25 protein-coding genes and 1 pseudogene are annotated in these 24,746 nt (G+C 72.8%); 13 read left to right on the forward strand and 13 right to left on the reverse strand.

Annotated elements, in window-relative coordinates; translation table 11 throughout:
* Positions 1–58 precede the first annotated feature (58 nt).
* Complete coding sequence (locus ACFVYK_RS09690) at positions 59–904, reverse strand: LLM class F420-dependent oxidoreductase (RefSeq protein ID WP_389770784.1); 846 nt, start codon at positions 902–904, stop codon at positions 59–61.
* 156 nt (positions 905–1,060) lie between these two features.
* On the reverse strand, positions 1,061–1,507 hold the full coding sequence (locus ACFVYK_RS09695; protein ID WP_389770786.1) for an ATP-binding protein: 447 nt from the start codon (positions 1,505–1,507) through the stop codon (positions 1,061–1,063).
* 192 nt (positions 1,508–1,699) lie between these two features.
* Here ACFVYK_RS09695 and ACFVYK_RS09700 point away from each other — a divergent pair, with 192 nt between their 5' ends.
* Together ACFVYK_RS09700 and ACFVYK_RS09705 are read left to right on the forward strand one after the other, a co-directional pair.
* Entirely contained in the window at positions 1,700–2,554 is an 855-nt protein-coding gene (locus ACFVYK_RS09700) for a helix-turn-helix domain-containing protein (protein ID WP_389770788.1), read from the forward strand.
* Between the two features lie 10 nt (positions 2,555–2,564).
* Positions 2,565–2,753 carry a DUF397 domain-containing protein gene (locus ACFVYK_RS09705; protein WP_389770791.1) on the forward strand — a complete coding sequence of 63 codons (189 nt, stop codon included), beginning with the start codon at positions 2,565–2,567 and terminating at the stop codon, positions 2,751–2,753.
* Here ACFVYK_RS09705 and ACFVYK_RS09710 read toward each other — a convergent pair.
* Positions 2,728–3,171 (reverse strand): protease inhibitor I42 family protein, encoded by a 444-nt coding sequence (locus tag ACFVYK_RS09710; RefSeq protein ID WP_389770793.1) that lies wholly within the window; start codon positions 3,169–3,171, stop codon positions 2,728–2,730. The genes ACFVYK_RS09705 and ACFVYK_RS09710 overlap by 26 nt on opposite strands.
* A gap of 133 nt (positions 3,172–3,304) precedes the next feature.
* On the opposite strand from ACFVYK_RS09710, the pseudogene ACFVYK_RS09715 reads away from it, so the two are divergent.
* From ACFVYK_RS09715 to ACFVYK_RS09725, 3 genes and pseudogenes are all read left to right on the forward strand, one after another.
* Positions 3,305–3,439: pseudogene (locus ACFVYK_RS09715) on the forward strand (nitroreductase family deazaflavin-dependent oxidoreductase); the annotation flags it as partial.
* A 42-nt stretch (positions 3,440–3,481) separates the two neighbouring features.
* Entirely contained in the window at positions 3,482–3,700 is a 219-nt protein-coding gene (locus ACFVYK_RS09720) for a hypothetical protein (RefSeq protein ID WP_389770795.1), read from the forward strand.
* Positions 3,697–3,996: a type II toxin-antitoxin system PemK/MazF family toxin gene (locus ACFVYK_RS09725; RefSeq protein ID WP_389770798.1), complete on the forward strand. Its 300-nt coding sequence runs from the start codon at positions 3,697–3,699 to the stop codon at positions 3,994–3,996. The genes ACFVYK_RS09720 and ACFVYK_RS09725 overlap by 4 nt, the downstream gene beginning before the upstream one ends.
* 79 nt (positions 3,997–4,075) lie before the next feature.
* Here ACFVYK_RS09725 and ACFVYK_RS09730 read toward each other — a convergent pair whose 3' ends face one another.
* From ACFVYK_RS09730 to ACFVYK_RS09755, 6 genes are all read right to left on the reverse strand, one after another.
* Positions 4,076–5,539, reverse strand: a complete 1,464-nt coding sequence (locus ACFVYK_RS09730; RefSeq protein WP_389770801.1) for an aldehyde dehydrogenase family protein — start codon at positions 5,537–5,539, stop codon at positions 4,076–4,078.
* Complete coding sequence (locus ACFVYK_RS09735) at positions 5,536–7,266, reverse strand: amidohydrolase family protein (protein WP_389770803.1); 1,731 nt, start codon at positions 7,264–7,266, stop codon at positions 5,536–5,538. The genes ACFVYK_RS09730 and ACFVYK_RS09735 overlap by 4 nt, the downstream gene beginning before the upstream one ends.
* 189 nt (positions 7,267–7,455) lie before the next feature.
* Entirely contained in the window at positions 7,456–8,574 is a 1,119-nt protein-coding gene (locus ACFVYK_RS09740; protein WP_389770805.1) for an LLM class flavin-dependent oxidoreductase, read from the reverse strand.
* 120 nt (positions 8,575–8,694) lie between these two features.
* Positions 8,695–9,465 (reverse strand): SDR family NAD(P)-dependent oxidoreductase, encoded by a 771-nt coding sequence (locus ACFVYK_RS09745; RefSeq protein WP_389770807.1) that lies wholly within the window; start codon positions 9,463–9,465, stop codon positions 8,695–8,697.
* 102 nt (positions 9,466–9,567) lie between these two features.
* The gene (locus tag ACFVYK_RS09750; protein ID WP_389770809.1) at positions 9,568–10,494 is read right to left on the reverse strand and encodes an LLM class F420-dependent oxidoreductase; all 927 of its coding nucleotides are present in this window, start codon (positions 10,492–10,494) and stop codon (positions 9,568–9,570) included.
* Positions 10,491–11,753: an amidohydrolase family protein gene (locus ACFVYK_RS09755; RefSeq protein WP_389770812.1), complete on the reverse strand. Its 1,263-nt coding sequence runs from the start codon at positions 11,751–11,753 to the stop codon at positions 10,491–10,493. Before ACFVYK_RS09755 ends, ACFVYK_RS09750 begins: the two co-directional genes overlap by 4 nt.
* Before the next feature lie 206 nt (positions 11,754–11,959).
* On the opposite strand from ACFVYK_RS09755, the gene ACFVYK_RS09760 reads away from it, so the two are divergent.
* Together ACFVYK_RS09760 and ACFVYK_RS09765 are read left to right on the forward strand one after the other, a co-directional pair.
* On the forward strand, positions 11,960–14,989 hold the full coding sequence (locus ACFVYK_RS09760) for a BTAD domain-containing putative transcriptional regulator (RefSeq protein WP_389770814.1): 3,030 nt from the start codon (positions 11,960–11,962) through the stop codon (positions 14,987–14,989).
* Positions 14,990–15,246: 257 nt separating this feature from the next.
* Positions 15,247–15,444 (forward strand): hypothetical protein, encoded by a 198-nt coding sequence (locus tag ACFVYK_RS09765; RefSeq protein WP_389770817.1) that lies wholly within the window; start codon positions 15,247–15,249, stop codon positions 15,442–15,444.
* A gap of 162 nt (positions 15,445–15,606) precedes the next feature.
* Here the strand turns inward: ACFVYK_RS09765 and ACFVYK_RS09770 are convergent, their stop codons facing one another.
* The gene (locus ACFVYK_RS09770; RefSeq protein WP_389770819.1) at positions 15,607–17,226 is read right to left on the reverse strand and encodes a FadD3 family acyl-CoA ligase; all 1,620 of its coding nucleotides are present in this window, start codon (positions 17,224–17,226) and stop codon (positions 15,607–15,609) included.
* A 95-nt stretch (positions 17,227–17,321) separates the two neighbouring features.
* On the opposite strand from ACFVYK_RS09770, the gene ACFVYK_RS09775 reads away from it, so the two are divergent.
* From ACFVYK_RS09775 to ACFVYK_RS09800, 6 genes are all read left to right on the forward strand, one after another.
* On the forward strand, positions 17,322–18,467 hold the full coding sequence (locus ACFVYK_RS09775; RefSeq protein ID WP_389770821.1) for a lipid-transfer protein: 1,146 nt from the start codon (positions 17,322–17,324) through the stop codon (positions 18,465–18,467).
* 23 nt (positions 18,468–18,490) lie between these two features.
* The gene (locus ACFVYK_RS09780; protein ID WP_389770824.1) at positions 18,491–18,907 is read left to right on the forward strand and encodes a Zn-ribbon domain-containing OB-fold protein; all 417 of its coding nucleotides are present in this window, start codon (positions 18,491–18,493) and stop codon (positions 18,905–18,907) included.
* Complete coding sequence (locus ACFVYK_RS09785) at positions 18,904–19,677, forward strand: enoyl-CoA hydratase/isomerase family protein (RefSeq protein ID WP_389770826.1); 774 nt, start codon at positions 18,904–18,906, stop codon at positions 19,675–19,677. Before ACFVYK_RS09780 ends, ACFVYK_RS09785 begins: the two co-directional genes overlap by 4 nt.
* Before the next feature lie 76 nt (positions 19,678–19,753).
* The gene (locus ACFVYK_RS09790) at positions 19,754–19,975 is read left to right on the forward strand and encodes a type II toxin-antitoxin system VapB family antitoxin (RefSeq protein WP_389770829.1); all 222 of its coding nucleotides are present in this window, start codon (positions 19,754–19,756) and stop codon (positions 19,973–19,975) included.
* Complete coding sequence (locus ACFVYK_RS09795; protein WP_389770831.1) at positions 19,972–20,391, forward strand: PIN domain-containing protein; 420 nt, start codon at positions 19,972–19,974, stop codon at positions 20,389–20,391. Before ACFVYK_RS09790 ends, ACFVYK_RS09795 begins: the two co-directional genes overlap by 4 nt.
* Before the next feature lie 146 nt (positions 20,392–20,537).
* On the forward strand, positions 20,538–20,723 hold the full coding sequence (locus ACFVYK_RS09800; protein WP_389770833.1) for a hypothetical protein: 186 nt from the start codon (positions 20,538–20,540) through the stop codon (positions 20,721–20,723).
* An 11-nt stretch (positions 20,724–20,734) separates the two neighbouring features.
* Here ACFVYK_RS09800 and ACFVYK_RS09805 read toward each other — a convergent pair whose 3' ends face one another.
* From ACFVYK_RS09805 to ACFVYK_RS09815, 3 genes are all read right to left on the reverse strand, one after another.
* Positions 20,735–21,274: a hypothetical protein gene (locus ACFVYK_RS09805; protein ID WP_389770836.1), complete on the reverse strand. Its 540-nt coding sequence runs from the start codon at positions 21,272–21,274 to the stop codon at positions 20,735–20,737.
* Between the two features lie 98 nt (positions 21,275–21,372).
* Positions 21,373–23,763 carry a PQQ-binding-like beta-propeller repeat protein gene (locus ACFVYK_RS09810; protein ID WP_389770839.1) on the reverse strand — a complete coding sequence of 797 codons (2,391 nt, stop codon included), beginning with the start codon at positions 23,761–23,763 and terminating at the stop codon, positions 21,373–21,375.
* 222 nt (positions 23,764–23,985) lie between these two features.
* Positions 23,986–24,717 (reverse strand): VOC family protein, encoded by a 732-nt coding sequence (locus ACFVYK_RS09815; protein WP_389770841.1) that lies wholly within the window; start codon positions 24,715–24,717, stop codon positions 23,986–23,988.
* Positions 24,718–24,746: the final 29 nt, after the last annotated feature.

Here is a 24,746-nt window from a genome sequence, read left to right on the forward strand (position 1 = left end):
CACCTCGCCCGCCTGCCCGAAGGTCTGCCGGAGGTCTGCCGGAGGTCTGCCGGAGGGCCTAGAGATAGGGCGCGAACGCGTCGAGCAGCCCCAGAACCTCCGCCTCGCCCTCCGGCGGCAGCTGCACGACGACCTCCTCGATGCCGAGCTCCGCGTAGTGCGCGAGCTTGCCGGGGGACGGATGGACGGCGTACGGCACGACCTGGAGGGCGGACGGATCCCGGCCCGCGTCCGCCCACGCGGAGCGCAGCACGGGCAGCGACTCGGAGAGGCCACGTCCGCCGATCGGCAGCCAGCCGTCGGCGTACTCGCAGATGTGCGCGAACAGCTTGGGACCGGCGGCCCCGCCGATCAGGGTGCGCGGACCGGTGACCGGGCCGCGCGGCTTCTGCACCGGCTTGGGGTACGCGGTGCTGGCCCGCACGCTCCCGAAGTCGCCTTCGTAGGCGGTCGGTTCGTCCGCCCACAGCGCCTGCATCAGCCGCATCCGGTCGCGGACCAGCTCGCGCCGCGTCCGCCACTGCACGCCGTGGTCGGCGGCTTCCTCGACGTTCCACCCGTAGCCGAGGCCGAGGGTGAGCCGTCCTCCGGAGAGGTGGTCCACGGTCGCGATCTGCTTGGCCAGGTCGATCGGGTCGTGCTGGGCGACGAGCGTGATGCCCGTGCCCAGACCCAGCGTCCGCGTGACGGCCGCCGCCTGGCCGAGGGCCACGAAGGGGTCGAGGGTGCGGCCGTACTCGCGGGGCAGGTCGCCGCCGGCGGGATACGGGGTGGTCCGCTCGACCGGGATGTGCGTGTGCTCGGGCAGATAGAGCCCGGCGAACCCGCGTTCCTCCAGCTCACGGGCGAGGCGGGTGGGGGTGATCGTCTCGTCGGTGAGGAAGATCGTGACGGCGATGCGCATGGGCGGCCCTTTCACTGCGTACGGCTTCGTCGACGGCGTCGTCGCCGGCGACGCCCTCATCTGTACCGGGAGACGGCACACGTGTCCATACCGACTGGTCGGCATCGCCACGGCGGGCGCGCCGGGGACGTCCGGAGCGGGCCGGGCGCCGCGCACTCAGCACTTCGGCTCGCCCCCGCAGTCCGCCCACAGCAGCTTGCCGCCCTTCGACGCCCCCAGGTACCGCAGCACCGACACGCCCACGTCGTCCGCACACGCCTTGACCAGGTGCAGGCCCCTGCCGTGCTCCGCCTCCGCCGCCGCCTGTGGCACGACACCGGGCGGGTCGCCCCTGAAGCCGGGAGGGACGCGCGGGTCCGCGTCCCAGACGGCGACGCGCACCCCGCCCGGCCGGGTCGACATCAGGCGGAGGGCGTACGGGCCCTCGGTGTGCAGGTGCGAGTTCGCCAGCAGCTCGGCCGCGAGGAGCTCGGCCGTCGGGGCCAGACCGGGCAACCCGTGAGCGGCGAGGATCAGTCTGAGGGCGCCCCTGGCGACGCCCGGTGCACGGGGATCGCGAGGAAGGTGCAGGGTGTAGTTCCAGGACGGGGTTACGGTGGCCATCGGAAGTCTCCGGTCGCTGAGGGGAGTTGGACGGGTGCCTGGTGTCGATGCCGTGGCGTCCCACGGTGCGCTTCCGGGCGGGGCGCCTGGACAAGAAGATAGAGGTCTCGCAAAGGTCCTTTGCGGGAATCCGAAGAAACTCAGCGATCTTTCCCTCGTGTGGGTGACAAGCTCCCTGAGCGAGGAGGGCACATGACGCCAAGGCCGACGCCTACGGCCCGACGTGTGCGGCTGGCGACGGAACTACGCAAGCTCCGCGAGCGGGCGGGGTTGACGTCGACGGAGGCCGCGCAGTTGCTCGGCACCAGTTCGGGCCAACTGAGCAACGTCGAGTCGGCGCGGTTCGGAGTGAGCCCGGAACGCATCCGGGCGATGGCCAACATCTACTCGTGCACGAACCAGCCGTACGTGGACGCCCTCGCCGACATGGCCGCGGAGAAGGCACGCGGCCAGTGGTGGGAGACGTACCGAGAGGTGCTGCCCTCCGGACTGCTCACCCTCGCCGAGCTGGAGCACCATGCCACAGCCATCCGCACCGCCTTCACCGCGCACATTCCGGGCATGCTGCAGACCGCCGAGCACGCCCGGGAGATCTTCAGCCACGCGATCCCGGCGCCCACCCCTCCGGAGGTCGAACACCGCGTCTCGCATCGCATCAAGCGGCAGGACGTCGTCTTCCGGACGCGCCCGATTCCGTACCGCACCGTCATCCACGAGGCGGCCCTGCACATGCGGGTCGGCGGTCGGCAGGTGGCCCGCACGCAACTCCAGCACCTCATCGACATGAGCGAGCGCGATTCCCTCACCCTGCGGGTACTCCCCTTCGAGGTCGGGGCGTTCCCGGGGTCAGGCCAATCCATCAACTATCTGTGCGGCGCCGTACCGGAGTTGGACACCGTGCAGCTCGACCAGTTCCACGGCCCGGTGCTGTTGGACGCCGAAGCCCACCTCGAGAAGTACCGCCGCCTCCTGGACGTCGTCGAAGCGGCCGCCTTGAGCCCTGATAAGTCGCGCGACCTGATCCATGTCATCGCCCAGAACCTGTGAAGGAGCCGACATGACCACTCCCGCCTGGCAGAAGTCGTCGTACTGCCAAGAAGGGGAGGCCTGCGTTCACATATCCGCCGGCCCCGACGCCGTCCTGCTGACCGAATCCGGCGACCCCGCGCAGGTCGTCCTCTCCACCAGCGGCGCCGCCTTCGCCGCCCTGCTCGACGCCGTCAGCGCACGGTCACCCGGTAGGTGATCCGCTCCGGCTCGGGCGGCGGGGTGGGGGACGGGCTCGCGCCGCCGCCGCAGGCTGCCGTCTCCGCCGTGGGGAACGTGCAGTGCAGCAGCACGATCCGGGTGCTGCCCCTGCCGGTGGCCTCGAAGGTGAAGACGAGGGAACCACCGCCGCCGACCGACTTTCCGTCGTCCGCGGACTCGTAGCGCCGGTCGGCGGTGCGCACCACCGAGGCGTCCGGCTGTGGATCGACCACGAACCAGTGCTCGCGGGTGGAGGCGTTCTCCGGCAGGGAGAGCGTGAATCGTTCGCCGACCTCGGCGGTGACGGTGGTGTCCCGCGTGGGGTGGCTCGTGGGCTCGTCCGAGCCCGACGCGCAGCCCGCCACCAGCGTGACGGCGCACAGCGCCCCCGCGACCCCGCTCGACCTGGCTGCCATCGGCTCCCCCGTCTCGATCTTGAACGCCGGGAGAGTAGCAGCCCGCCGCTTTCGTCACGCCGACGGAGCGGGGAGCATGGACGCAACGAACCTGCCCGCGAAGGAGCCCCACGGACCATGGCCCGCCCCAGCGCACACCGGGACGGCCCACCTGATGCCCGAGGACGACCCGGTCGCCCGCCTGCGCACCCTCCCCCGGGGCAACAGCGCGGCGGTACGGGCGCTGGGGACGGGACTGCTCACGGTACGGGTGGATCTGGAGAGGTGAGGATCGTCATGGGAATCGTATGGTGACGGCAGGACGGTGAACATGACGATGAGCCTGCCCGACGACGTGGCGGCCTTCGTGAAGGCCAAGGGCAACGCCTCTGCCTACACGGCCCGCATACTGCGCCGGCAGATGCTCGAGGAGGAGCTGGGAAAGTCCGAACGGGTGCGTGCGGAGGCCGGCATATTGACGACGGCCGCTGAGCCCGCCGAAAGCGAAGAGGCGACCCTGGAGCGTTGGGTCCGGGTGGCGGGCCGGTGAAACGTGGCCATGTCTACGCGCTGTCCTTCGACGGAGGGCCGGCACACGTTCTGGTGATCTCGTCCGACGCGCTCAACACCCAGCACAAGTCGGCGACGTGCGTCCTGGTCTACCCCCAGCGGGTACGGGAGCCGACGCTCGTGGACATCCCCGTGGATTCGCCCTCGGCCGGCACGATCGTGCTCGGCGAGTTCCGGACCCTGTCCGCCGTTCGGTTCACCGACGATCTGGGCCCGGTGGGCGAGCGGGTCATGCAAGCCGTCGAGATCGGACTGCGTGCCGTGCTCGGCCTGTGAGAACGGCAGGCCGGCCCAGCGGGCAGGCGGCAGGCGGCAGGCGGGCAGGCCGCGGAAGGGCCCGTCGTCCGGTCGGGGCTCACCCCGGCCAGACGATCGCCTGTACCTCGCTGTAGGCGTGCAGCGCGTACGAGCCGACGTCGCGGCCGACCCCGCTCCTCTTGAAGCCGCCGAACGGCGCCTCCATGTTGCGGCCGACGGTGTTGACGCCGACGCCGCCGGCCCGCAGCCGCCGCGCCACGCGGAAGGCGCGGGCCACGTCGGCCGACCAGACGTAGTCGATGAGGCCGTAGTCGCTGTCGTTGGCGAGGGCGATCCCCTCTTCCTCCTCGTCGAAGGGGATGACGACGACCACCGGCCCGAAGATCTCCTCCCGGGCCACCCGCATGTCGTTGGTGCAGTCGGCGAGCAGGGTCGGGGCGACGTAGAAACCCCGCTCCAGCGCAGGGCGTTCGCCACCGGTCACCACCACCGCGCCCTCCTTGCGGCCCAGTTCGACGTACGACTCCACGCGGTCCCGGTGCGCGGCCGAGATCACCGGGCCGACCACCGTGTCCGTCTCCCGCGGGTCGCCCACCTTCAACCGGCTCGCATAGGCGGCGAGTCGCTCCACCAGTCGGTCGTACACCCCGCGCTGCGCCAGCACCCGCGTCGGCGCCGTGCAGATCTGGCCGCTGTAGAAGGAGAACGTGGTGCCGATGCCGGCCACCGCCGAGGCCAGGTCCGCGTCGTCGAGGACGACCGCCGCTCCCTTGCCGCCCAGCTCCATCAGCTGGCGTCTCATCTGCCGCCCGCACACCTCGGCGATGCGCTGTCCGACGGCCGTCGAGCCGGTGAAGCTGACCATGTCGACGTCCGGCGACGACACGGCCGTCTCACCGATCCCGACGGCGCGCCCCGAGACGACGTTGACCACCCCGCGCGGCACGCCCGCCGCCTCCAGCGCCTCCGCCATCCGGTAGACGGACAGGGGGTCCTGCGGGGCCGGTTTCACCACGACCGTGTTGCCCATCGCCAGGGCGGGGGCGATCTTCCCGGCCGGGTTGGCCCACGGGTTGTTGTAGGAGGTCACGCAGGCGACGACGCCCACGGGCTGGCGGACGGCCAGCGCGCCCATGACAGCGGCCTTCCCCATCGGGCCCGCCTCGTTGATCTGCGGCGGAACCGGCCACTCGGCGGGCTCCACGTGCGCGTACCGGCGGAAGCGGGCCGCGCCCACCCCGACCTGCATGCCGCGCGCCGTCCCGGTCGTCGCGCCGGTCTCCGCCTGGGCCAGCTCGGCGTACGGCAGCAGCCGGGCCCGGATGTGGTCGGCCGCCCGGGCCAGCACCGCCGCCCGCTCCCGCGGCGGGGTGCGCGACCACGGCCCGAACGCCTCGCGTGCCGCCGCGCAGGCCGCCCGCACCTGTTCCACCGAGGCCTCGGGAGCCCAGCCGACGGTCTCCTCGGTCGCCGGGTCGACGACCTCGTGGTGACCGCCGTCCGGCTCCGTCCACTCCCCTCCCACGAACAGCGGCTGCCCGTCGGCCGTTTCCCCGCTCACCGGGTGCTCACCGTCCTGGTGTCCCGGCCCGAGCGCAGCACCCGCCCCGGCACGGCGCCCGTCACCACGTCGTCCCGGATGGCCGCCACGCCGTTGACCCAGACGGCCCGCACGCCGATCGCCCGCGAGTCCAGCCGCGGACTGTCACCCGGCAGATCGTGCACCAGGGTGGCCTTGCCCGCGTCGATCCGCTCCGGGTCGAACAGCACCAGGTCCGCATGGAAGCCCTCCTGGATCCGACCCCGTTCCCGCAGACCGAACAGTCGCGCCGGGTCGTCGGTGAGCATCTTCACCGCCTGCTCCAGACCGACCAGCCTCCGGCCGCGCAGACAGTCGCCCAGGAAGCGCGTGGTGTACGGCGCGCCGCACATGCGGTCCAGGTGCGCGCCCGCGTCGGAGCCGCCGAGCAGGACGTCCTCGTGGCTCCAGGTCTGCGCGCGCAGCGCCCACGAGTCGGGGTCGTTGTCCGTGGGCATCGGCCACAGGACCGTGCGCAGCTCGTCGGCCGCGCAGATCTCCACCAGGCAGGCGAACGGGTCGATGCCGCGTTCGGCGGCGACGTCCCGCACGACCCGTCCGGTCAGGCCCTCGTTCGCCGCGCTGTAGGTGTCGCCGACGACGTACCGCCCGAAGTCGGCCAGCCGCCGGAAGACGCCCGCCTCCCTGGAGTCGGCGCGCCGCAGCATCTCGGCCCGCACGGCCGGGTCCCGCAGTCTGTCGATCCGCTCCGGGACCGGCAGGCCGAGGATCGGCCCCCAGCCGGGGATCAGGTTCAGCGCGCAGAACGTGCCCAGGGACATGTTCATCGGCGTGAGGATCGGCATGGTGAGCGCCACGACCCTGCCGCCCGCCTTGCGGGCCCGCTCGCTCGCCAGGAGCTGGCGGGGCACCCGTTCCGGGACGGCCGCGTCGACGGTGAGGACGTTCCAGTTCAGGGGGCGGCCGGCCGCCGCGCTCATCTCCGCGAACAGGTCGATCTCGGCGTCGCTGAACTGGTCCAGGCAGCCGGCCACGATCGCCTCGATCTGGGTGCCCTCGTGCTCGCCGACGGCCCGCGACAGCGCCAGCAGCTCCGCGGGCAGGGCGTGCCGGGAGGCGACCGGCCGCCCGTCGCCGTCGGAGTGGGTGGACGACTGGGTGGTGGAGAAGCCCCACGCCCCCGCGTCCATCGCCTCGTGCAGGAGCCGCACGATCTGGGCGAGCTGCTCCTGGCTGGGCTGTCCGCCGACGGCGTCCGGCCCCATCACGTACCGGCGCAGGGCGCAGTGCCCGACCATGAATCCCGCGTTGACGGCGATCCGCCCCTCGAGGGCGTCCAGGTACTCCCCGAACCCGTGCCAGCTCCAGGGCGCGCCCTCTTCCAGCGCGACCAGGGACATGCCCTCGACCTTGGACATCATGCGGCGGGTGTAGTCGGCGTCCTCGGGGCGGTCGGGGTTGAGCGGCGCGAGGGTGAAGCCGCAGTTCCCGGCCGCGACCGTGGTCACCCCGTGGTTGAGCGAGGGGGTGGCGTACGGGTCCCAGAACAGCTGTGCGTCGTAGTGCGTGTGCGGATCGACGAACCCGGGCGCGAGCACGAGTCCGGCGGCGTCCTCGGCGGTGCGCGTCTCCTCGGCGACGGTTCCGACGACGGCGATCCGCCCGTCCCGGAGGCCGACGTCGGCGACGAAGCCGGGCGCCCCCGTCCCGTCGACGACGGTCGCGCCCTTGATGACGTGATCGAGCATGAGAGCTCCTCCTCGACTCCCCTGCGGGCGGCGCCGCTCAGGGGCGCGGGCCGAATCGATGTGCGGCTCCGCCGCGGGGGCGCGAGCGGCCACGACGGGTCGCGGCCGCGTCTCGACCCGCCTCCCCGACGGCGACCGCGCGCCCGCAGTCCGCAGTCCGCAGTCCGCAGTCCGCAGTCCGCAGCAGCGTCACGCGCCCTGGCGGAACCGCGTGGTGCGGTGCACGGGATCCGTGTCGATCTTCGGGATCACGTGCTCCCCGATCAGCCGGATCGTCTGCAGCGTCTCCTCCTTGGGCACCCCCACCGGCAGTCCGAAGGACAGCTGGTCCGCGCCGGCCTGCTCCCACCGCTTGCACTGCCGCAGCACCTCGTCCGGGTCGCCGCAGATCAACAGCTCCTCCTCGACGAGGAGTTCGACGAACTCGGCGTTGTACTCGGGCAGCGTCTCCGGCCAGACGGGGAAGCCCTCGGGGCGCGGGAAGGTGTCGTGGTAGCGGAACACCAGGGACGGCAGGTAGTGCAGTTCGCCCTCGACGGCGATGCGGATCGCCTCGTCGTGCGTCGGCGCGCAGATCGCGGTCGTCGTCACCATGACGTTGTCGTTGACGAAGTCCCCGATCGGCTCGGCGTTGACGACGGCCGTCTTGTACTGCTCCAGGACCCACTCCATGTCGGACACCTTCTGGATGCTGAAGCCCAGCACCCCGAGGCCCTTCCTCGCGGCCATCGCGTACGACGGCGGCGATCCGGCCGCGTACCACATCGCCGGGTGCGACTTCCCGTACGGCTTCGGCAGGATCTTGCGCGGGGGGAGCTGCCAGTGCTTGCCCTGGAAGCCCGCGTACTCGTCCTGGAGCCACATCTTGGGGAACTCGGCGATGGTCTCCTCCCAGATCTCCTTCGTGTAGTTCATGTCGGTGATGCCCGGGAGGAAGCCGAGGATCTCGTGGGAGCCGGCGCCGCGGCCGGAGCCGAACTCGAAGCGATTGCCGGTCAGGTGGTCGAGCATGGCGACCTTCTCGGCGACCTTGACCGGGTGGTTGACCTGCGCGAGGGGGTTGAAGATGCCCGAGCCGAGGTGGATGCGGTCGGTGGCGTGGGCGAGGTAGCCGAGGTAGACGTCGTTGGCGGAGAGGTGCGAGTACTCCTCCAGGAAGTGGTGCTCGGAGGCCCAGGCGTACTTGAAGCCGGACTTGTCCGCCTGGATGACGTACTCGGTCTCCTCCATCAGCGCCTTGTGCTCGGCGAGTGGATCGGTCTCGGCGCGCTTGCCCACGTATCCCTGTACAAAGAGCCCGAATTCCAAGGAGGTTCACCGTCCCCGGTTCTGATGTCCCATGGTTTCTGACCGGTATCTGACACACCGTCAGTTCAGCTGGCCCGACTGTCGCACCCCCCGCACGGAGGGTCAATACCTGACGTGTGGTCAGATGATGCTGACCCCGGCCAGCCATCCTCCGTCGATCACGAACGGCTGCCCGGTGATGTAGGAGGAGTCGTCGCAGGTGAGGAACAGCGCGAGCCGCGCCACCTCCTCCGGGCGGCCGATACGGCCCAGCGGCACGAGTTTGCGGTACAGCCCGTCGATGGCCTTCGCGGTCTCCTCCCGGTCCGCGTCCGGGTCCAGCAGGGAGGGGTTGGACATCGCGGTGTCGATCGCGCCCGGGCACACGGCGTTGACCCGGATGCCGCGCGGGGCGAGCTCCAGGGCCGCGACCCGGGTCAGCCCGAGGATCGCGTGCTTGGTCGCCGCGTACGCGCCCACCGCCGCCATCCCGGTCACGGCGGTGTACGAGGCCGTGTTGACGATCGTGCCCCCGTCGGCCATGACCGGCGCGGCCGTCTTCACGCCGAGGAAGCAGCCGACCTGGTTGACCCGCACCACCTGCATGAACTCGTCGAGGGGGGTGTCGGTGAGGGCGTTGAAGCGCAGGATGCCGGCGTTGTTGACGAGCCCGTCGAGGCGGCCGTGGGCCTCCTGCGCGGCGCGCACGGCCGACCGCCAGGCGTCCTCGCTGCCGACGTCGAGCGGCACGAACAGCGCGCCGATCTCCTCGGCGAGCGCCCGGCCCTGTTCCTCCAGGACGTCGGCGACGACGACCTCGGCGCCCTCCGCCCGGAACAGCCGGGCCTCCTGCTCGCCCTGTCCCCGCGCGGCCCCGGTGACGAGGACGACCCGTCCGTCGAGCTTGCCCATGGCGGCCTCCCTGGCATCGCTTCACTGGGACCGGCATCGTAGCGCCGTATCTGACGGAACGTCAGATACGTGCGCCCGTCGATCCCGGCGCCCCCGGTGCGATCACGCGCCGAGCAAGGGAGCCACCTCGGCGCCGAACGCGGCGATCTGGTCCGTTAGTTCGGCGCGACCGCGGCACCGGAAGCGGACCTGGACCTGGTCGACGCCCATCTCCCGGTAGGCGCGCAGGGACCCGGCGAGAGCCTGCGGCGAGCCGGACAGGGTGCGGCGGCCGACGTCCCAGCCGGGCGTGCCCACATAGAGCGGCTCGGCGATGGCGCCCACGGTGAACGGCCCGTCGGCGCCGGCCTCGGCGCGCAGCCGGCGGATCCGCTCGATCTGCGCGGGCAGCCGGTCCCGCGGATCGCCCTGGGGCAGCCAGCCGTCGCCCTTGAGCGCGGCCCGGCGCACCGCGGCCGGGGAGGAGCCGCCGACCCAGACGGGTACCCGGGCCTGGGCGGGGCGGGGCCGCTGCCCGAGCTCCTCGAAGTCGTACGCCTTCCCGTGGTGGGAGGGGAACTCGTCCGGGCCGAGGGCCGCGCGCAGGGCGTCGATCGTCTCGTCCAGGACCGCGCCGCGCCGCTCGAAGTCCGCGCCCAGCGCCTCGAACTCCTCCCGCACGTGCCCCGCGCCGACGCCCAGGATCAGCCGGCCTCCGCCGAGGTGGTCGAGCGTGGCGTACTGCTTGGCCGTCAGGAGCGGATGGCGCAGGCCGACGACGGCGACGTGGCTGAGCAGGCGGACGCGGGTCGTCACGGCCGCGAGGTGGGCGAGGGTGGCCACCGGGTCGTACCAGACGGTGCTCATGGCCTCGGCCAGCCGGCGCGGGATCGCCACGTGGTCGCAGGCGGCGACGTAGGCGAAGCCGGCCCGGTCGGCGGCGCGGGCGATCTCGACCAGGTCGGCGGGGCCCGCGTCGGCCTCCCAGGGCTCGGCGTAGATCGTCGACTGGGACTGGACCGGGAGCTGGATGCCGTACGCGAGGCTCACCGGGGGCTCCACAGACCGTCCTCGGTCAGCCCGAGCAGCTCGATCGCGTTGCCCCGCACGATCCGCTCGACCACGTCCGGGTCCAGGTGGCCCATCTGGGCCTCGCCGACCTCCCGGGACTTCGGCCAGGTGGAGTCGGAGTGGGGATAGTCGGTCTCGTAGAGGACGTTCCCGACACCCACGGAGTCGAGGTTGCGCAGCCCGAAGGCGTCGTCGAAGAAGCAGCCGTAGACATGGCCGGCGAACAGCTCGGACGGCGGACGGTGGACCTTGTCCGCGACCCCGCCCCAGCCCCGGTTCTCCTCCCACACCACGTCGGCGCGCTCCAGGATGTAGGGGATCCAGCCGATCTGGCCCTCCGCGTACATCACCTTCAGGTTCGGAAAACGCTCGAACTTGCCGCTCATGAGCCAGTCGACCATCGAGAAGCAGCAGTTGGCGAAGGTGATGGTGGAACCGACGGCGGGCGGGGCGTCCTCCGACGTGGACGGCATCCGGCTGCTGGAGCCGATGTGCATGGCGACGACGGTGCCGGTCTCGTCGCAGGCCGCCAGGAACGGGTCCCAGTAGTCCGTGTGCACGGACGGCAGGCCCAGGTGCGGGGGTATCTCGGAGAAGGCGACCGCGCGGACCCCGCGCTCGGCGTTGCGGCGGACCTCGGCCGCGGCAAGCTCGGCGTCCCACAGGGGGATGAGGGTGAGGGGGATCAGCCGGCCGTGGGCCTGCGGGCCGCACCACTCCTGCACCATCCAGTCGTTGTAGGCGCGCACGCACAGCAGACCCAGCTCACGGTCGGCGGCCTCGGTGAACGTCTGCCCGCAGAAGCGCGGGAAGGTGGGGAAGCAGACGGCGGACTGGACGTGGTTGACGTCCATGTCGGCGAGCCGGGAGGGCACGTCGTACGACCCCGGACGCATCTGCTCGTAGGTGATGACCTCCAGCTTGATCTCGTCCCGGCTGAAGCCGACGGCGGTGTCCAGTCGGGTGAGGGGGCGCCGCAGGTCCTCGTAGACCCACCAGTCGCCGACCGGGCCCTCGTCGCCGGGCTCGCCCATGACGGGTTTGAAGCGGCCGCCGAGGAAGGTCATCTCCTTCAGCGGCGCGCGGACTGTGCGCGGGCCGACGTCGAGGTACTTCTTCGGCAGGCGGTCCTGCCAGACGGTGCCCGGCTCCACGGTGTGGTCGTCGACGGAGATGATCAGCGGGAGCGGTGCGGTGGCCGGCGAGGCGGCGGGCGAGGCGGTCGCTGAGGTGTCCATGAAGGCACGGTAGCGCCGATCTGACGGCCCGTCAGCCAGCCTGGGGCGTCCGCCGGCGATCGACTGTGCGCGGATGGGCGCCCGCGGCGCGCGCGAGGCGGCGAACTCCCGTGAGCCGAGCTGTGATCGGCGTCTCGCGCAGCTGACGGTCCCGGCGCGGACAGGGCAAACTGGGCTGGTACTTCGGATGCCTAAAGGGAGCCCTGATGGACGACCGCGCAGAGCACGGCGGCCCACGTGTGCCGCAGCAGAGGCGCCCCGGTTCCTCCGGGGAGCCGGCCGCGCTGCGCTTCGATGTGCTCGGTCCGGTGCGCGCCCGGCGCGGCGACGAACAGCTGGCCACCGGCTCGCCCCAGCAACGCGCCTTGCTGGCCGCCCTGTTGCTGCGCGAGGGCCGGACCGCCACGGCCGCCGAGCTGATCGACGCCCTGTGGGGCGACGACCCGCCCTCGCAGGCGCTGGCGGCGGTGCGGACGTACGCCTCCCGGCTGCGCAAGGCGCTGGACCCGGGCGTCCTGGTGAGCGAGTCGGGCGGCTACGCGGTACGCGGGCTGGGCGAGGGCGCGCTGGACCTGACCGAGGCGCAGGAGCGCGCGGCCGAGGCGGAGAAGGCGAGGGCGGCCGGCGACCTGGGCCGGGCCCGGGAGGTGCTGAACCGGGCGCTGGCCCTGTGGGACGGCGAGGCGCTGGCCGGCGTCCCCGGGCCCTACGCGGAGGCCCAGCGCGTCCGGCTGGAGGAGTGGCGGCTCGGGCTGCTGGAAGCCCGGCTGGACATGGACCTGGAGCAGGGCTGCCACGCGGAGGCGGTCTCGGAGCTGACCGCGCTGACGGCGGCCTATCCGCTGCGCGAACGGCTGCGCGAGCTGCTGATGCTGGCGCTGTACCGCAGCGGCCGGCAGGCGGAGGCGCTCGCGGTGTACGCGGACACCCGGCGGCTGCTGGCGGACGAGCTGGGGGTGGACCCGCGGGCGGGACTGCGGGAGCTGCAGCGCCGCATCCTGCAGGCCGACCCGGAGCTGGCCGAGCCGTCCGCGCCGGCCGAGCAGCCCACGGTGGTGCGGGTGCGGCCCGCCCAGCTCCCGGCCACGGTGCCCGACTTCACCGGGCGCTCCGCCTTCGTGCGGGAGCTGAGCGAGGTCCTCGCGGCGGCGTCCGGGCCGGGCGACGACGACGGGGCCGGCCGGGTCATGGCCGTCTCCGCGCTGGCCGGGATCGGGGGCGTCGGCAAGACGACCCTCGCCGTGCACCTCGCCCACCAGGCGCGCTCCGCCTTCCCCGACGGACAGTTGTACGTCGACCTCCAGGGGGCGGGGGCGCGGGCGGCCGAGCCGGAGACCGTGCTCGGCTCGTTCCTGCGGGCGCTCGGCACGGCCGACTCGGCGATACCGGACTCCCTCGCGGAACGGGCCGCGCTGTACCGCTCCGTGCTGGACGGACGCCGGGTCCTGGTCCTGCTCGACAACGCGAGGGACGCCGCGCAGGTGCGGCCCCTGCTGCCGGGCACGGCGGGCTGCGCGGCGCTGGTCACCAGCCGGGTGCGGATGGTCGACCTGGCGGGCGCCCATCTCGTCGACCTGGACGTGATGTCCCCGGACGAGGCGCTGGCCCTGTTCACCCGGATCGTCGGCGAGGAGCGGGTGGCGTCGGAGCGCAAGGCCGCCCTGGACGTGGTGGCGGCCTGCGGCTTCCTGCCGCTGGCCATCCGCATCGCCGCGTCCCGCCTCGCGGCCCGCCGCACCTGGACGGTGTCCGTGCTGGCGGCGAAGCTCGCCGACGAGCGGCGCAGACTGGACGAGCTCCAGGCCGGCGACCTCGCCGTGAAGGCGACCTTCGAGCTCGGCTACGGCGCGCTGGAGCCGGCCCAGGCCCGCGCGTTCCGCCTGCTGGGCCTGGCGGACGGCCCGGACATCTCCCTCGCGGCGGCCGCCGCCGTCCTGGACCTGCCACCGGAGGACACCGAGGACCTGCTGGAATCCCTGGTGGACACCTCCCTCCTGGAGTCCGCCGCGCCGGGCCGCTACCGCTACCACGACCTGGTGCGCCTGTACGCACGGTCGTGCGCGGAACGGGACGAGGAGTCGGCCGGCGTCGGACTGTCACCCGCGCCTCTCGGCCAGCGGCGGACGGAGGCGGCGATGTCGCGGCTGCTGGACTTCTACCTGTCGACCGCGACGGGCGTCTACGCGATCGAGCGGCCCGGGGAGCGGGTGCTGGACCACCTGAGCCGCGGCAGCTACCCGGGCCTGGAGTTCCCGGACCGGGCCCAGGCGCTGGACTGGCTGTTCGCCGAGGCGAGCGGACTGTTGGCGGCGGTGCAGCAGGCCGGCACGGCGGGCATGCTGCGGCGCGCGGCCGACCTGCTCTTCGCGGCCGTCGACCTCGGGGAGTCGGGGATCAGCTCACGCCAGTACGTGCTGGCGGCCACCGCGGTGGTCACGGCCGCACAGCGGACCGGGGACGCCTACGCCGAGGGCAGGGCCCGTCTGATGCACAGTCACCTCCTGGGCGTGTCGGGCCAGTTCTCCGAGTCGGACCGTGAGGCGGGTGCGGCGCTGAAACTGGGCCTGGCCGCCGGGGACCCGGTCGTCTGCGCCCAGGCGCCCAACCAGCAGGGCATCATCGCCCTCTACACCGGCCGGCACGACGAGGCGGAGCAGCACCTCACCGAGGCGCTGGCCGCGTTCCGCGCCGACCGGAACTCGCCGGGCGAGGCCAGCGCGCTGTGCAACCTGTCCCGGGTCCATCTGGCGACCGGCCGCGTCGACAGCGCCGTCTCCCTGGCCCGGCAGGGCGTCGCCCTCTACGAGCGCGACGACACCGGCATGGCCCTGCGCCTGGCCAACGGGAAGTACGCCCTGGGGCTGGCGCTGACCAGCGCCGGGGAGATCGCTCTGGCGCTGGAGGCGCTGACCGACGCGCTCGGCATGTTCCAGGACGCCCGGCAGCAGCTGTGGCACGGCATGACCCTCTTCCGGCTCGCCGAGCTCCATCTCGCCGACCACGCCCCGGCCCGCGCCGCCGCCTGTGCGGAGCAGGCCCTCGCCGTCCTGCACGGCATCGGCGGGGACTGGCGGCGCGCCAACGTCCTGACCGCCCTCGGCCGGGGCCTGCACGGCGTCGGCCAGCTCGACCGGGCGCGGGTGTGCTGGCAGGAGGCCCTGACGGCGTTCGAGGCACTGAAGTCGCCGGAGGCGGCGGACGTACGCTCGCTGCTGGCCTCGGCGCCGGTCGGGTGAGGGGCCGCGCGGGGGCGTTCATCATTCGTTTATCGCCGTGCGGCACCGTCTGTGGTGCCGGACCGTCGCGTCGGGGGGCAGACGGCTCGGTGCGACGGCCGCGTCGCTGAGCGGGGTTTTGTGGATCAGGCCACAGGACGCCGCCCAAGGTGAACGGCCGTGCGGGAACCGCCCGGCAATCCACGGGGGTACTGCCGGGCGGCTCCCGCTCCCATCCGTTGCGTCACCGCTTCTTTTCTTTTCCTAGGAGTCACTTCATGGCCGACAACACCGGCGCCGTCAAGCCCGCCGACTTCCACGCGACGAGCGAGAAGGCGGAGACCCCGGCGGTCATCGCCGACACCCGACCGGCCGCGGACGCGGCGGGCGAGGAGATCGCCGCCAAGGACTTCCACGCCACCACCGAGCCGCTGAACGAGCCGGCCGACTTCCACGCGACCGACGAGAAGGCCTGACCGAAGGCCTGACACGAGCCACACCCGGCGGGGATCGGCCGCGGCGGCGCGGAGGGGGCGCCGCCGCGGCCGAGGCGTACGGGGAACCGGATTCGTACTCCCTCGTGTCCAGGCCAGGGAAATTAACGCAAGCATTGATGCACTGGGGGGTTCCTGCCCTTTTCACCCCTTGGAGTGATGTCCCTCCCGCCCCCGCAGCTCCCCCTTCAGCACCTTGCCGCTCGCGTTGCGGGGCAGTTCGCGGACGAACTCCACCGACCTGGGCACCTTGTAGTTCGCCATCTCGCGGCGGGCCCAGGCGATCAGGTCGTCGGCCGTCGACACCGCGCCCGCCCGCCGGACCACGTACGCCCTGCCCACCTCGCCCAGACGGGGATCGGGGACGCCGATCACGGCGACGTCGGCCACGTCCGGGTGCAGCCCGAGGAGTTGCTCTATCTCCGCCGGGTAGGCGTTGAAGCCGCCGACGATGAACATGTCCTTGATCCGGTCGGTGATGCGGAGGTTGCCCTCGGTGTCCAGGACGCCCACGTCCCCGGTGCGCAGCCAGCCGTCCGGGGTCAGCGCCTGCGCCGTCGCCGCCGGGTCCTCGTAGTAGCCGCGCATGACGGTGAAGCCCCGCACGAGCACCTCGCCCGGCCTGCCCGGGGCCGGTTCCGCGCCGCTGTCGTCGACCACCTTCACCTCGGTGCCCGGGATCGCCCGGCCCGAGGTGGCGGCGACGACGTCCGGCGCGTCGCCCCGCCGGCACATCGTGACGATGCCGCTCGCCTCCGACAGGCCGTAGGCCGTCAGCACGGTCTCGACGCCGAGTTCGCCGCGCAGCCGTTCCACCAGGCGCAGCGGGACCACGGCCGCGCCCGTCACCACCAGCCGCAGCGCCGAGAGGTCGTACCGGTCGCGGGCGGGATGGTCCAGGAGGGACTGGTGGAGCGTCGGGGGGCCGGGCAGCACCGACACCCGTTCCGAGGCCACGTGCGCCAGCACCGCGTCCACGTCGAACACCGGCTGCGGGATCATCGTCGCGCCCCGCATCAGACAGGCGATCACGCCCGCCTTGTAGCCGAAGGTGTGGAAGAAGGGGTTGACGATCAGGTAGCGGTCGCCGCGCCGCAGACCCGCGAGGTCGCTCCAGATCCCGTAGGCGCGCAGGGTCTGCGCGTGGGTGATCACCGCGCCCTTGGGGCGGCCCGTGGTGCCCGAGGTGAAGACGATGTCCGAGGGCTGGTCCCCGCGCACCGCGTCCGCGCGCCGGCGGACCTGCGCCCCTCCCACGCCCTCTCCGCTCGCCAGGAAGTCCTTCCAGGTGCGGAAGCCGACCGGGGCGTCGTCCGACAGCACGACCGCCTGTTCCAGCGCGGGCAGACCCGCCAGCGGCCCCGCCCCGGGCCCCTCCCCGGCCGCGCGCCGCAGCGACGCCACGTACGAGGTCCCGAGGAACGTACCGGTGATGAACAGCAGCCTGGCACCGCTCCGGCGCAGCACGTCCGCCGCCTCGGCGCCCTTGAAGCGCGTGTTGACCGGCACCAGCACCGCGCCGGCCGACACCGCGCCCAGGGCCGCGACCATCCACTCGGAACTGTTCGGGGCCCAGACGCCGACCCGGTCGCCCGCCTCGACGCCGTTCGCCAGACAGGCCGCCGCCGCGCGCTCCACGCGGGCGCCCAGTTCGGCGTACGAGATCCGGGTGCGGCCCTCCACCACCGCCTCGGCGTCGGCGTACCGCTCGGCGGCCGCGCGCACCAGGCCCGGAATGCTGCCCCACTCCACGTCACCGCGCATTACGAGCCTCCCCGCCAGTAGCTGACTACCCGTCAGATTAGCGGTAGCCTGACGGACTGTCAGCCGCCATATCGCATCGCGGAGGTGCGCGCAGCGTGACCCTCAAGGACGCCACCGCCATCGTCGGCATCGGCCAGACCCCCTTCGCCAAGCACCTTCCCGAGTCCGAGAAGACGCTCGCCTGCCGGGCCGTCCTCGCCGCCCTCGACGACGCCGGAATCGCGCCCGGCGAGGTCGACGCGCTCGCCAGCTACACGATGGAGGAGACGGACGAGGTCGAACTCGCCAAGGCCGTCGGCTTCGGCGACCTCACCTTCTTCAGCAAGGTGGGCTTCGGCGGCGGCGGTTCGTGCGCCACCGTCGCGCACCTCGCCGCCGCGATCGCCGCCGGACAGGCGACGGTGGGCGTGGCCTGGCGCTCGCGCAAGCGGGGCAGCGGACCCCGCCCGTGGACGAACACGGCCGTCCAACTGCCCACCCCGGCCCAGTGGACCCGGCCCTTCGGGCTGTTGCGGCCCGCCGACGAGATAGCCATGCTGGCCCGCCGCTACATGCACGAGTACGGCGCGACCCGCGACCACCTCTTCAACGTCGCCCTCGCCTGCCGCAACCGGGCCAACCAGAACCCGGCGGCGATCATGTACGAACGTCCGCTCACCCGCGAGATGTACATGACCGCCCGCTGGATCAGCGAGCCGCTCTGCCTCTACGACAACTGCCTGGAGACGGACGGCGCGTTGGCCTGCGTGATCGTCGGCAGGGAACGGGCCCGGGACTGCCGGCGACGGCCCGTCTACGTGCACTCGGCCGCCCAGGGCCTGCCCGCCCAGCACCACGGCATGGTCAACTACTGGAACGACGACCCCCTCACCGGCCCCGCCTGGACCGCGGCCAGGCACCTGTGGAAGCACGCCGACCTCACCCCCGCCGACGTCGACGTCGCCCAGATCTACGACGCCTTCACCGCCCTCGTGCCGCTCTCCCTGGAGGGATACGGCTTCTGCGGACGCGGCGAGGGAGGCGCCTTCACCGAGGGCGGCGCCCTGGAGATCGGCGGACGGCTGCCCCTGAACACCGCCGGGGGCGGGCTGAGCGAGGCCTATGTGCACGGCTTCAACCTGATCAACGAAGGCGTCAGGCAACTGCGCGGGACCAGCACCGCCCAGGTGCCGGACGCCGCCGCCTGTCTCGTCACCGCCGGCGAAGGCGTCCCGACGTCCGCCCTGCTGCTCAGGAACTGACAGTGCGAGGAGTTGACCCCACGATGCTCACCCCCGTCACCGACCCCGACGGCGCGCCCTTCTGGCGGTACGCCGCCCGGGGCGAGCTCCGCGTCCAGGCCTGCGCCGACTGCGACGAGCCCCGCTTCCCGCCCCGCCCCTGCTGCCCGCACTGCCAGTCCTTCGCGAGCGAGTGGCGGCCGGTCTCGGGACGCGGGCGGATCTGGTCCTACGTCGTCCCGCACCCGCCCCTGCTGCCGGAGTACGCGGCGCACGCCCCCTACAACGTGATCGTCGTGGAGCTGGCCGAGTCGCCCCGGATACGGCTGGTCGGAAACCTGGTGAGCGGACCGGGGGCGGCCCTGGACTCCTTCCCCCCCGACCGGGTCCGCATCGGCGCCCGCGTGCAGGTCGTCTTCGACGGCGACGGGCTCCCGCAGTGGATCCTGGAGCGGCCGTGAGCGTCCGCCTCGACGCCGACGAGGACACCGGCGTCGCCGTCGTCACCCTCGACCGGCCGGAGAAGCTCAACGCCATCGACCTCGCGACGGCCGACGAACTGCGGGACGTCTGGCGGCGGTTGCGCTTCGACGACCGCGTCCGGGCCGTCGTCCTGACCGGCTCCGGAGGGCGGGCGTTCTGCACCGGGATCGACCGGGACGCCGTCGTGCCGCAGCCCGGCTCCCCCTACATGCAGGACGATCCGCTGCTCACCGTCGGCCCCAAGGCGAACGACCTGTGGAAGCCGGTCGTCGCCGCCGTGGAGGGCATGGCCTGCGGAGGCGCCTTCTATCTGCTCGGCGAGTGCGAGTTCGTCGTCGCGGGCGCGGACGCCGTCTTCTTCGACCCGCACACCACGTACGGCATGGTCAGCGCCTACGAGTCCGTCCTGATGGCCCAGCGGATGCCGTACGGCGAGGCCGCCCGCATGATGCTGATGGGCACCGCCGAACGGATCTCCGCCCGGCGGGCCCACGCTGTCGGCCTGGTCTCCGAACTCACCGACCCCGGCGAGGCACTGGGGGCCGCCACCGCCTGCGCCACGATCGTCGCCGCGTACCCGACCACCGGCGTCCAGGGCACGGTACGGGCCCTGTGGTCGGCGACGGAGGCGGCCCGCGGGGCGGGCTGGGCCCAGGCGCCGCATCTCATCGCCCTGGGGAATCTGCGGGGCGAGGAGCAGGCGGAGTTGTTCGGGAAGCGGTCGGGCGGGAAGCCCCGGGTTCGGTGAGCGGATTCCGGATGAAGCGCACAGATCGGCGGTGGATATATACAATCGATGTTGCTCTTGAATAAAGGAGTCCAGTATGAGCGTGACGACGATCGATCTTGATGACGACGCCCTGGAGAAGGCCATGCGCGTCGCCGGCGGCGGCACCAAGAAGGACGTGGTCAATGCTGCCCTCCGCGAGTACGCCGAACGCCATGAGCGGGCCGCACTCGTGGCCAAGCACTTCCGCGCCGCCCAGCAGTGGGACCACGACGGCTGGCAGCGGCACCGCGCCGAGGACAAGCAGGGCGGTGCGTGATCCACTACCTGCTCGACTCCTCGGGCCTGTGGCGCCTGCTGCGTGAGGAGCAGCTGAGGGACGCGTGGCTGGAGACCACCACGCTCCGGGCCATCGGCTCGTGCGCCGCCCAGCGGGCCGAGTTCCGGCGCTCGGCCCGCGACGCCGTGGAGTACGAGGCCATGGGGCAGATGTTCACCGATCTCTACCCTGACGTGCCGCTGCCGAAGCGGTTGTGGGACTGGGTCGACGCGGCCCAGTACACGCTCGCCGAGCGAGGAGCCCTCGGCGCGGCCGGCCCACTCGACCTGATGATCTGTGCCACCGCCGCGCACCATGGCCTGGTCGTCCTGCACGACGACGCCGATTTCGTCACTGTCGCGCGGTTCCTGCCCGATGTCGCTGAGCGGAACGTACGCAGCGTTCCGGGCTTCTGAGGATCCGCTGACCACCGTGGGGCAGCACGTCTGCAACAGGCCCGGCACCACGTGCGCCGCGTCCTGCCCGATGGCCACCGCCCGCACCGAGGGACTTCGGCCTCCGGCTCGCCTTCGACGCCGCCGCGGGCCTGGTCCGTGTCGAGGTGGCCGACGCCGCCTCCGCGAGCCGGCCGCCCGCCGTCGCGCCCTCGCCGTGCCCCGAGGGCGGGTCCGGTCGAGGACTGCTCCTGGTGGACGCGCTGGCCGTGCGGTGGGGGTCGGCTCCCCGGCTGCCCCTGGGCAAGACGGTGGGGGCGGACGTGCCTGTGGCGGAGGCGTCGGTCCCGTGAGAGGCGTCCGGTCAGTCCGCCGGTGCGTGGGGTTCCGGGTCGCAGTGATCGACCTTCGCCGCGTCGCCCGGGGAGGACAGGTCGACCTGGACCGTCGTCGTGTCGTTCCCGGCGACGTACGCGTCCTCGGTCCCCTCCTCCACCCGCTCTGACCGGGCGTCGAGGAAGGCGACGGTCACGGTGAAGCGGGCGCCGGTCGCGTTCGGGTTGGCGACCTCGACGGTGGCGTAGGCCCTGCTCGGCGTCGCGCAGTCGATCAGGCGGACGGTGGCGTCCTGGAGCGCCGTGGACGAGCTGGACGAGCTGGACGACCCGCCGCTGCCCGAGGCGCCGCCCGTGTAGTCGTCGTCATCGTCGTAGTCGTGGTAGCGCGATCCGGAGGTGCCGCCGCTCGACGACGAGCTGTCGTGGTCCTGGCCCGAACTGCTGCACCCGCCGCCGCTGTGACTGCTGCCGTGGCCGTGGTGCCTCCCCGACGAGAAGCCGGTCAGCGCCAGTACGACGAACACCGCCACCGCGGTGAACCTGAGTCCGTGCCCCCGTCGATCCATAAGGACAGCGTAAGCAATGCCTGTCACAGCCATGTCACCGCCGGGGCACCGGCCCGTCCCCGGCGGTGGCGGCCGCCGCCGCCGTGGGGACGACCGGCTCACGCCGTCCGCGCGGTGCCGGTGCCCTTCTCCGCGTCGAGCGCGTAGACGCAGCGGTCCTTGCTGCAGGCGTACACGACGCCGTCGCGGACCACCGGGGAGCCGGTGATCTCGCCGCCGGTCGCCAGCTTCCAGCGCAGCCGGCCGTCGTCGGCCTTCAGGGTGTACAGCAGGTGGTCCGTCGAGCCGAAGTGGATCCGGCCCTCCGCGACCGCCGGGGCGCCCACGATGTCGCCGCCCGCCTGGAAGCGCCACTTGGGCGTGCCGGTGACCGCGTCCAGGGTGTAGAGCCCCTTGCCGCTGCCGACGTGCACGTGGCCGGCGGCCACCAGCACGGGGTCCACGCAGGAGCGTGCCTCCGTGGCGATGCGCCAGCGGTCGCGGCCGTCGGTGGCGTCGATGGCGTACACCGTGCCGAGGTAGTCGGCGAGGTAGACGCCGCCGCCGGTGACCGCCGGGCCGGGCACGAAGGCGGGCGGGGACAGGAAGACCGCCGGCGCCTCGAAGTGCCAGCGCACCATGCCGCTCGCGATGTCGACGGCGAGAACGCGGGTGCCGGCCGAGAGATAGACGTAGCCGTCGGAGGCGGGGGTGACACGGACCGGGACGCCGGCGCAGGAGGCGGTGTCGCCGATGGGGTACGACCAGCGCTCCTCGCCGGTGCGGGCGTCCAGGGCTCTGAGCCGGGCGTCCTGCCAGACGAAGACCGTGCCCTCGTGCAGGACCGGGCCGGCCTCCGGGGACTCGAAGTCGGTCTGGCAACCGGAGATCTCCCAGAGCTTGCGCCCGTTGGAGGCCTCCCAGCCCTGGACGCCGCCGCCGCGCGTGCCGGTGACGACCGTGCCCCGGTCGGCCTTGAGCGAGTACACCCAGGCCTCCGTCGACAGCCGCCACAGGTCGGCCCCCTCGCGGGCGTCGAGGGCGAACAGCGTGGGCCCGTCGGAGGCGTGCACGCGGCCGTCCGCGACCGCCATCGACCAGGCCACGTCCCGGGTCTTGAAACGGCGCCGGCCGGTGGCCACGTCCAGGGCGTGCACCTCGAAGGAGGTGACGTACACCAGGTCGCCGGCCACCGCGGGGGTCCCCCACACGTCGTTCGACATGCGGAACCGCCAGGGCCGCCAGCCCGCCGGGGTCTCCGCGGGCGCGCCCTGGGCGGCCGGGACGGCCGTGTCGGCGCCGTTGACGCCGGCGTGCAGGCGGGACCAGTTGGCGACCAGGCCGGGCTCGGCGACCGGCGCCTTCACGGCGGCCGTGGCGCGCACGTCGGCGACGCGCGGCCCGGGCCCGATCGGCACGGCCGCGCCCGCCAGCCGGACGGGACCGGTGTCGGGGGCGCCGACGGCCACGGGCGGCTGGGCCGTCCGGGCGAGCACCACAGGATCGTGGGACGGCGGGGGCGGCACGGCCGGCATGTTGCCCCGGCCGAGCCCCACGCCACCACCACCACCGCCACCGCCACCGCGCGGGCTCACCGGAGCCGGCTTCGCCTGCCGGCCGCCACGGCGCGTCTCGATGAGGGCGACCGCCTTCTCGGGCAGCCACGCCGACGCGGTGCCGCTGTCGTCGGAGCCGGAGCCGAAGAGGTGGGGGGCGAGCTGGGCCTGCAGGTCGGCCGGGTTGGGGCGGGCCGTGGCGTCCATCTGCATACAGGACTCGATGAGCGGACGCAGCTCGTCGGGGAGTCCCTCCAGGTCCGGGCCCTCGCGCAGCAGCATGAAGACCGTCTCGACCGGGTTGGCGCCGTGGAAGGGCGGGTGTCCGGTGGCGGCGAAGACGAGCATCGAGCCGAGCGAGAAGACGTCGCTCGCGCCGGTCACGCTGCGTGAGTCCTTCGCCTGCTCGGGCGACATGTAGGCGGGGGTGCCGACGGCCACGTTGGTCATCGTCAGACGGGTGTTCGAGACGCCGGACGCGATGCCGAAGTCGATCACCCGGGGGCCGTCCTCCACCACGAGCACGTTGGACGGTTTCAGGTCACGGTGGACCAGCCCCGCGCCGTGGATCGACTGGAGGGCCTCCGCGACGCCCGCCGCCAGCCAGCGCACCGCCTGGGCCGGCATCGGCCCGCAGTCGTTCACTATCTCTTCGAGGGAGGGCGCGGGGACGTACGCGGTGGCCAGCCAGGGCACGGCGGCACGCGGATCGGCGTCGACGACCGCGGCCGTGTAGAAGCCGGAGACCGCCCTGGCCGCCTCCACCTCGCGCGTGAAGCGCACGCGGAAGAGCTGGTCCTCGGCGAGCTCCGTGCGGACCGTCTTGATCGCCACGCGCCGGCCCGAGGCCGAACGTGCCAGATAGACCAGCCCCATGCCGCCGGCACCCAGCCGTCCCAGCACCTCGAACGGCCCGATCCGTCGAGGATCGTGCTGCGTCAGCTGATCCACCACTTGCCTGCCACCTCCCCGTACGGGCCGCGCCACCCACTTGTGTACACGGCCCCGTGCAGCGTCTCACCACCGCACCGCCGTGGCGGCACGCACCCCGATTCTTCCTGGCCGGACGGCCGGTTGCGAACCCGGGGCCAATCGGGGTGTCTCATTCCATATGCGGGCAAAAAATCCTCACCGCGGGACGAACCCGCCGGTGAGAAGGCTGTCCGGCACCCCCGTTCAACGCTGCAACAGTGCGAACGACGCCCCCTGATTGTCGGTGACGACGGCCACCGTGCCGTACGAGGCGGTGAACGGACCCGCCTGCACCCGCCCGCCCAGCCGCATCACCGCCCCCAGCGCCGCCTCGCAGTCCTCCACGCCGAAGTGGACCAGGAAGTGCGGCGGCATCATCTCCGGGAAGACGTCCGCGACCGGGGCGCGGCCGAAGTCGGGGGCCGCGCCGGGGCCGAAGAGCGCCTCGTGGAAGAGATGCCCGTAGAACGTGTTGGCGGCCTCGGTGTCCCGGGCGTAGAGCTGCGCCCAGGCGAAGGCGCCGGCCCGGTGGCGGACGCCGAAGCCCGGGTGGTCGGCGGACTGCCAGAGCCCGAAGACGGCGGCCTCGGGGTCGGCGGCGAGGGCGGCGACCCCCAGGCGGCCCACCGGCATCGGGGCCGTCACGAGCTGGCCGCCGGCCATCTGGATCCGCCGGGAGGTCGCCTCGGCGTCCGGGGTGGCGAAGTACACGGTCCAGACGGTGGGCATCCGGCCGTCGGCCTTGTGGGCCAGCGCGGCGACGGGCTCGCCGTCCAGCTCGGCCCACACGGAGTGCCCGAGGCCTTCCGGGCGCTCCTCGAAGGTCCACCCGAAGAGCTCACCGTAGAACCGCTTGCCCGCGTCCACGTCGGGGAGCTGCGCGTCCACCCAGCAGGGGACGCCCTCTGCGTACACCGATGCCCTGTTTTCGGCCATGGAGCCAAACTAACGGCGCTTCACGCAAC

The organism is Streptomyces sp. NPDC058291 (assembly GCF_042880855.1).
Classification (GTDB): domain Bacteria; phylum Actinomycetota; class Actinomycetes; order Streptomycetales; family Streptomycetaceae; genus Streptomyces.

Coding starts and splice junctions, on each gene's coding strand:
- ACFVYK_RS09690 (WP_389770784.1), bottom strand. CDS start 904: ATGCGCATCGCCGTCACGATCTTCCTCACCGACGAGACGATCACCCCC.
- ACFVYK_RS09695 (WP_389770786.1), bottom strand. CDS start 1,507: ATGGCCACCGTAACCCCGTCCTGGAACTACACCCTGCACCTTCCTCGC.
- ACFVYK_RS09700 (WP_389770788.1), top strand. CDS start 1,700: ATGACGCCAAGGCCGACGCCTACGGCCCGACGTGTGCGGCTGGCGACG.
- ACFVYK_RS09705 (WP_389770791.1), top strand. CDS start 2,565: ATGACCACTCCCGCCTGGCAGAAGTCGTCGTACTGCCAAGAAGGGGAG.
- ACFVYK_RS09710 (WP_389770793.1), bottom strand. CDS start 3,171: ATGGCAGCCAGGTCGAGCGGGGTCGCGGGGGCGCTGTGCGCCGTCACG.
- ACFVYK_RS09720 (WP_389770795.1), top strand. CDS start 3,482: ATGACGATGAGCCTGCCCGACGACGTGGCGGCCTTCGTGAAGGCCAAG.
- ACFVYK_RS09735 (WP_389770803.1), bottom strand. CDS start 7,266: ATGCTCGATCACGTCATCAAGGGCGCGACCGTCGTCGACGGGACGGGG.
- ACFVYK_RS09745 (WP_389770807.1), bottom strand. CDS start 9,465: ATGGGCAAGCTCGACGGACGGGTCGTCCTCGTCACCGGGGCCGCGCGG.
- ACFVYK_RS09755 (WP_389770812.1), bottom strand. CDS start 11,753: ATGGACACCTCAGCGACCGCCTCGCCCGCCGCCTCGCCGGCCACCGCA.
- ACFVYK_RS09760 (WP_389770814.1), top strand. CDS start 11,960: ATGGACGACCGCGCAGAGCACGGCGGCCCACGTGTGCCGCAGCAGAGG.
- ACFVYK_RS09765 (WP_389770817.1), top strand. CDS start 15,247: ATGGCCGACAACACCGGCGCCGTCAAGCCCGCCGACTTCCACGCGACG.
- ACFVYK_RS09770 (WP_389770819.1), bottom strand. CDS start 17,226: ATGCGCGGTGACGTGGAGTGGGGCAGCATTCCGGGCCTGGTGCGCGCG.
- ACFVYK_RS09780 (WP_389770824.1), top strand. CDS start 18,491: ATGCTCACCCCCGTCACCGACCCCGACGGCGCGCCCTTCTGGCGGTAC.
- ACFVYK_RS09790 (WP_389770829.1), top strand. CDS start 19,754: ATGAGCGTGACGACGATCGATCTTGATGACGACGCCCTGGAGAAGGCC.
- ACFVYK_RS09805 (WP_389770836.1), bottom strand. CDS start 21,274: ATGGATCGACGGGGGCACGGACTCAGGTTCACCGCGGTGGCGGTGTTC.
- ACFVYK_RS09815 (WP_389770841.1), bottom strand. CDS start 24,717: ATGGCCGAAAACAGGGCATCGGTGTACGCAGAGGGCGTCCCCTGCTGG.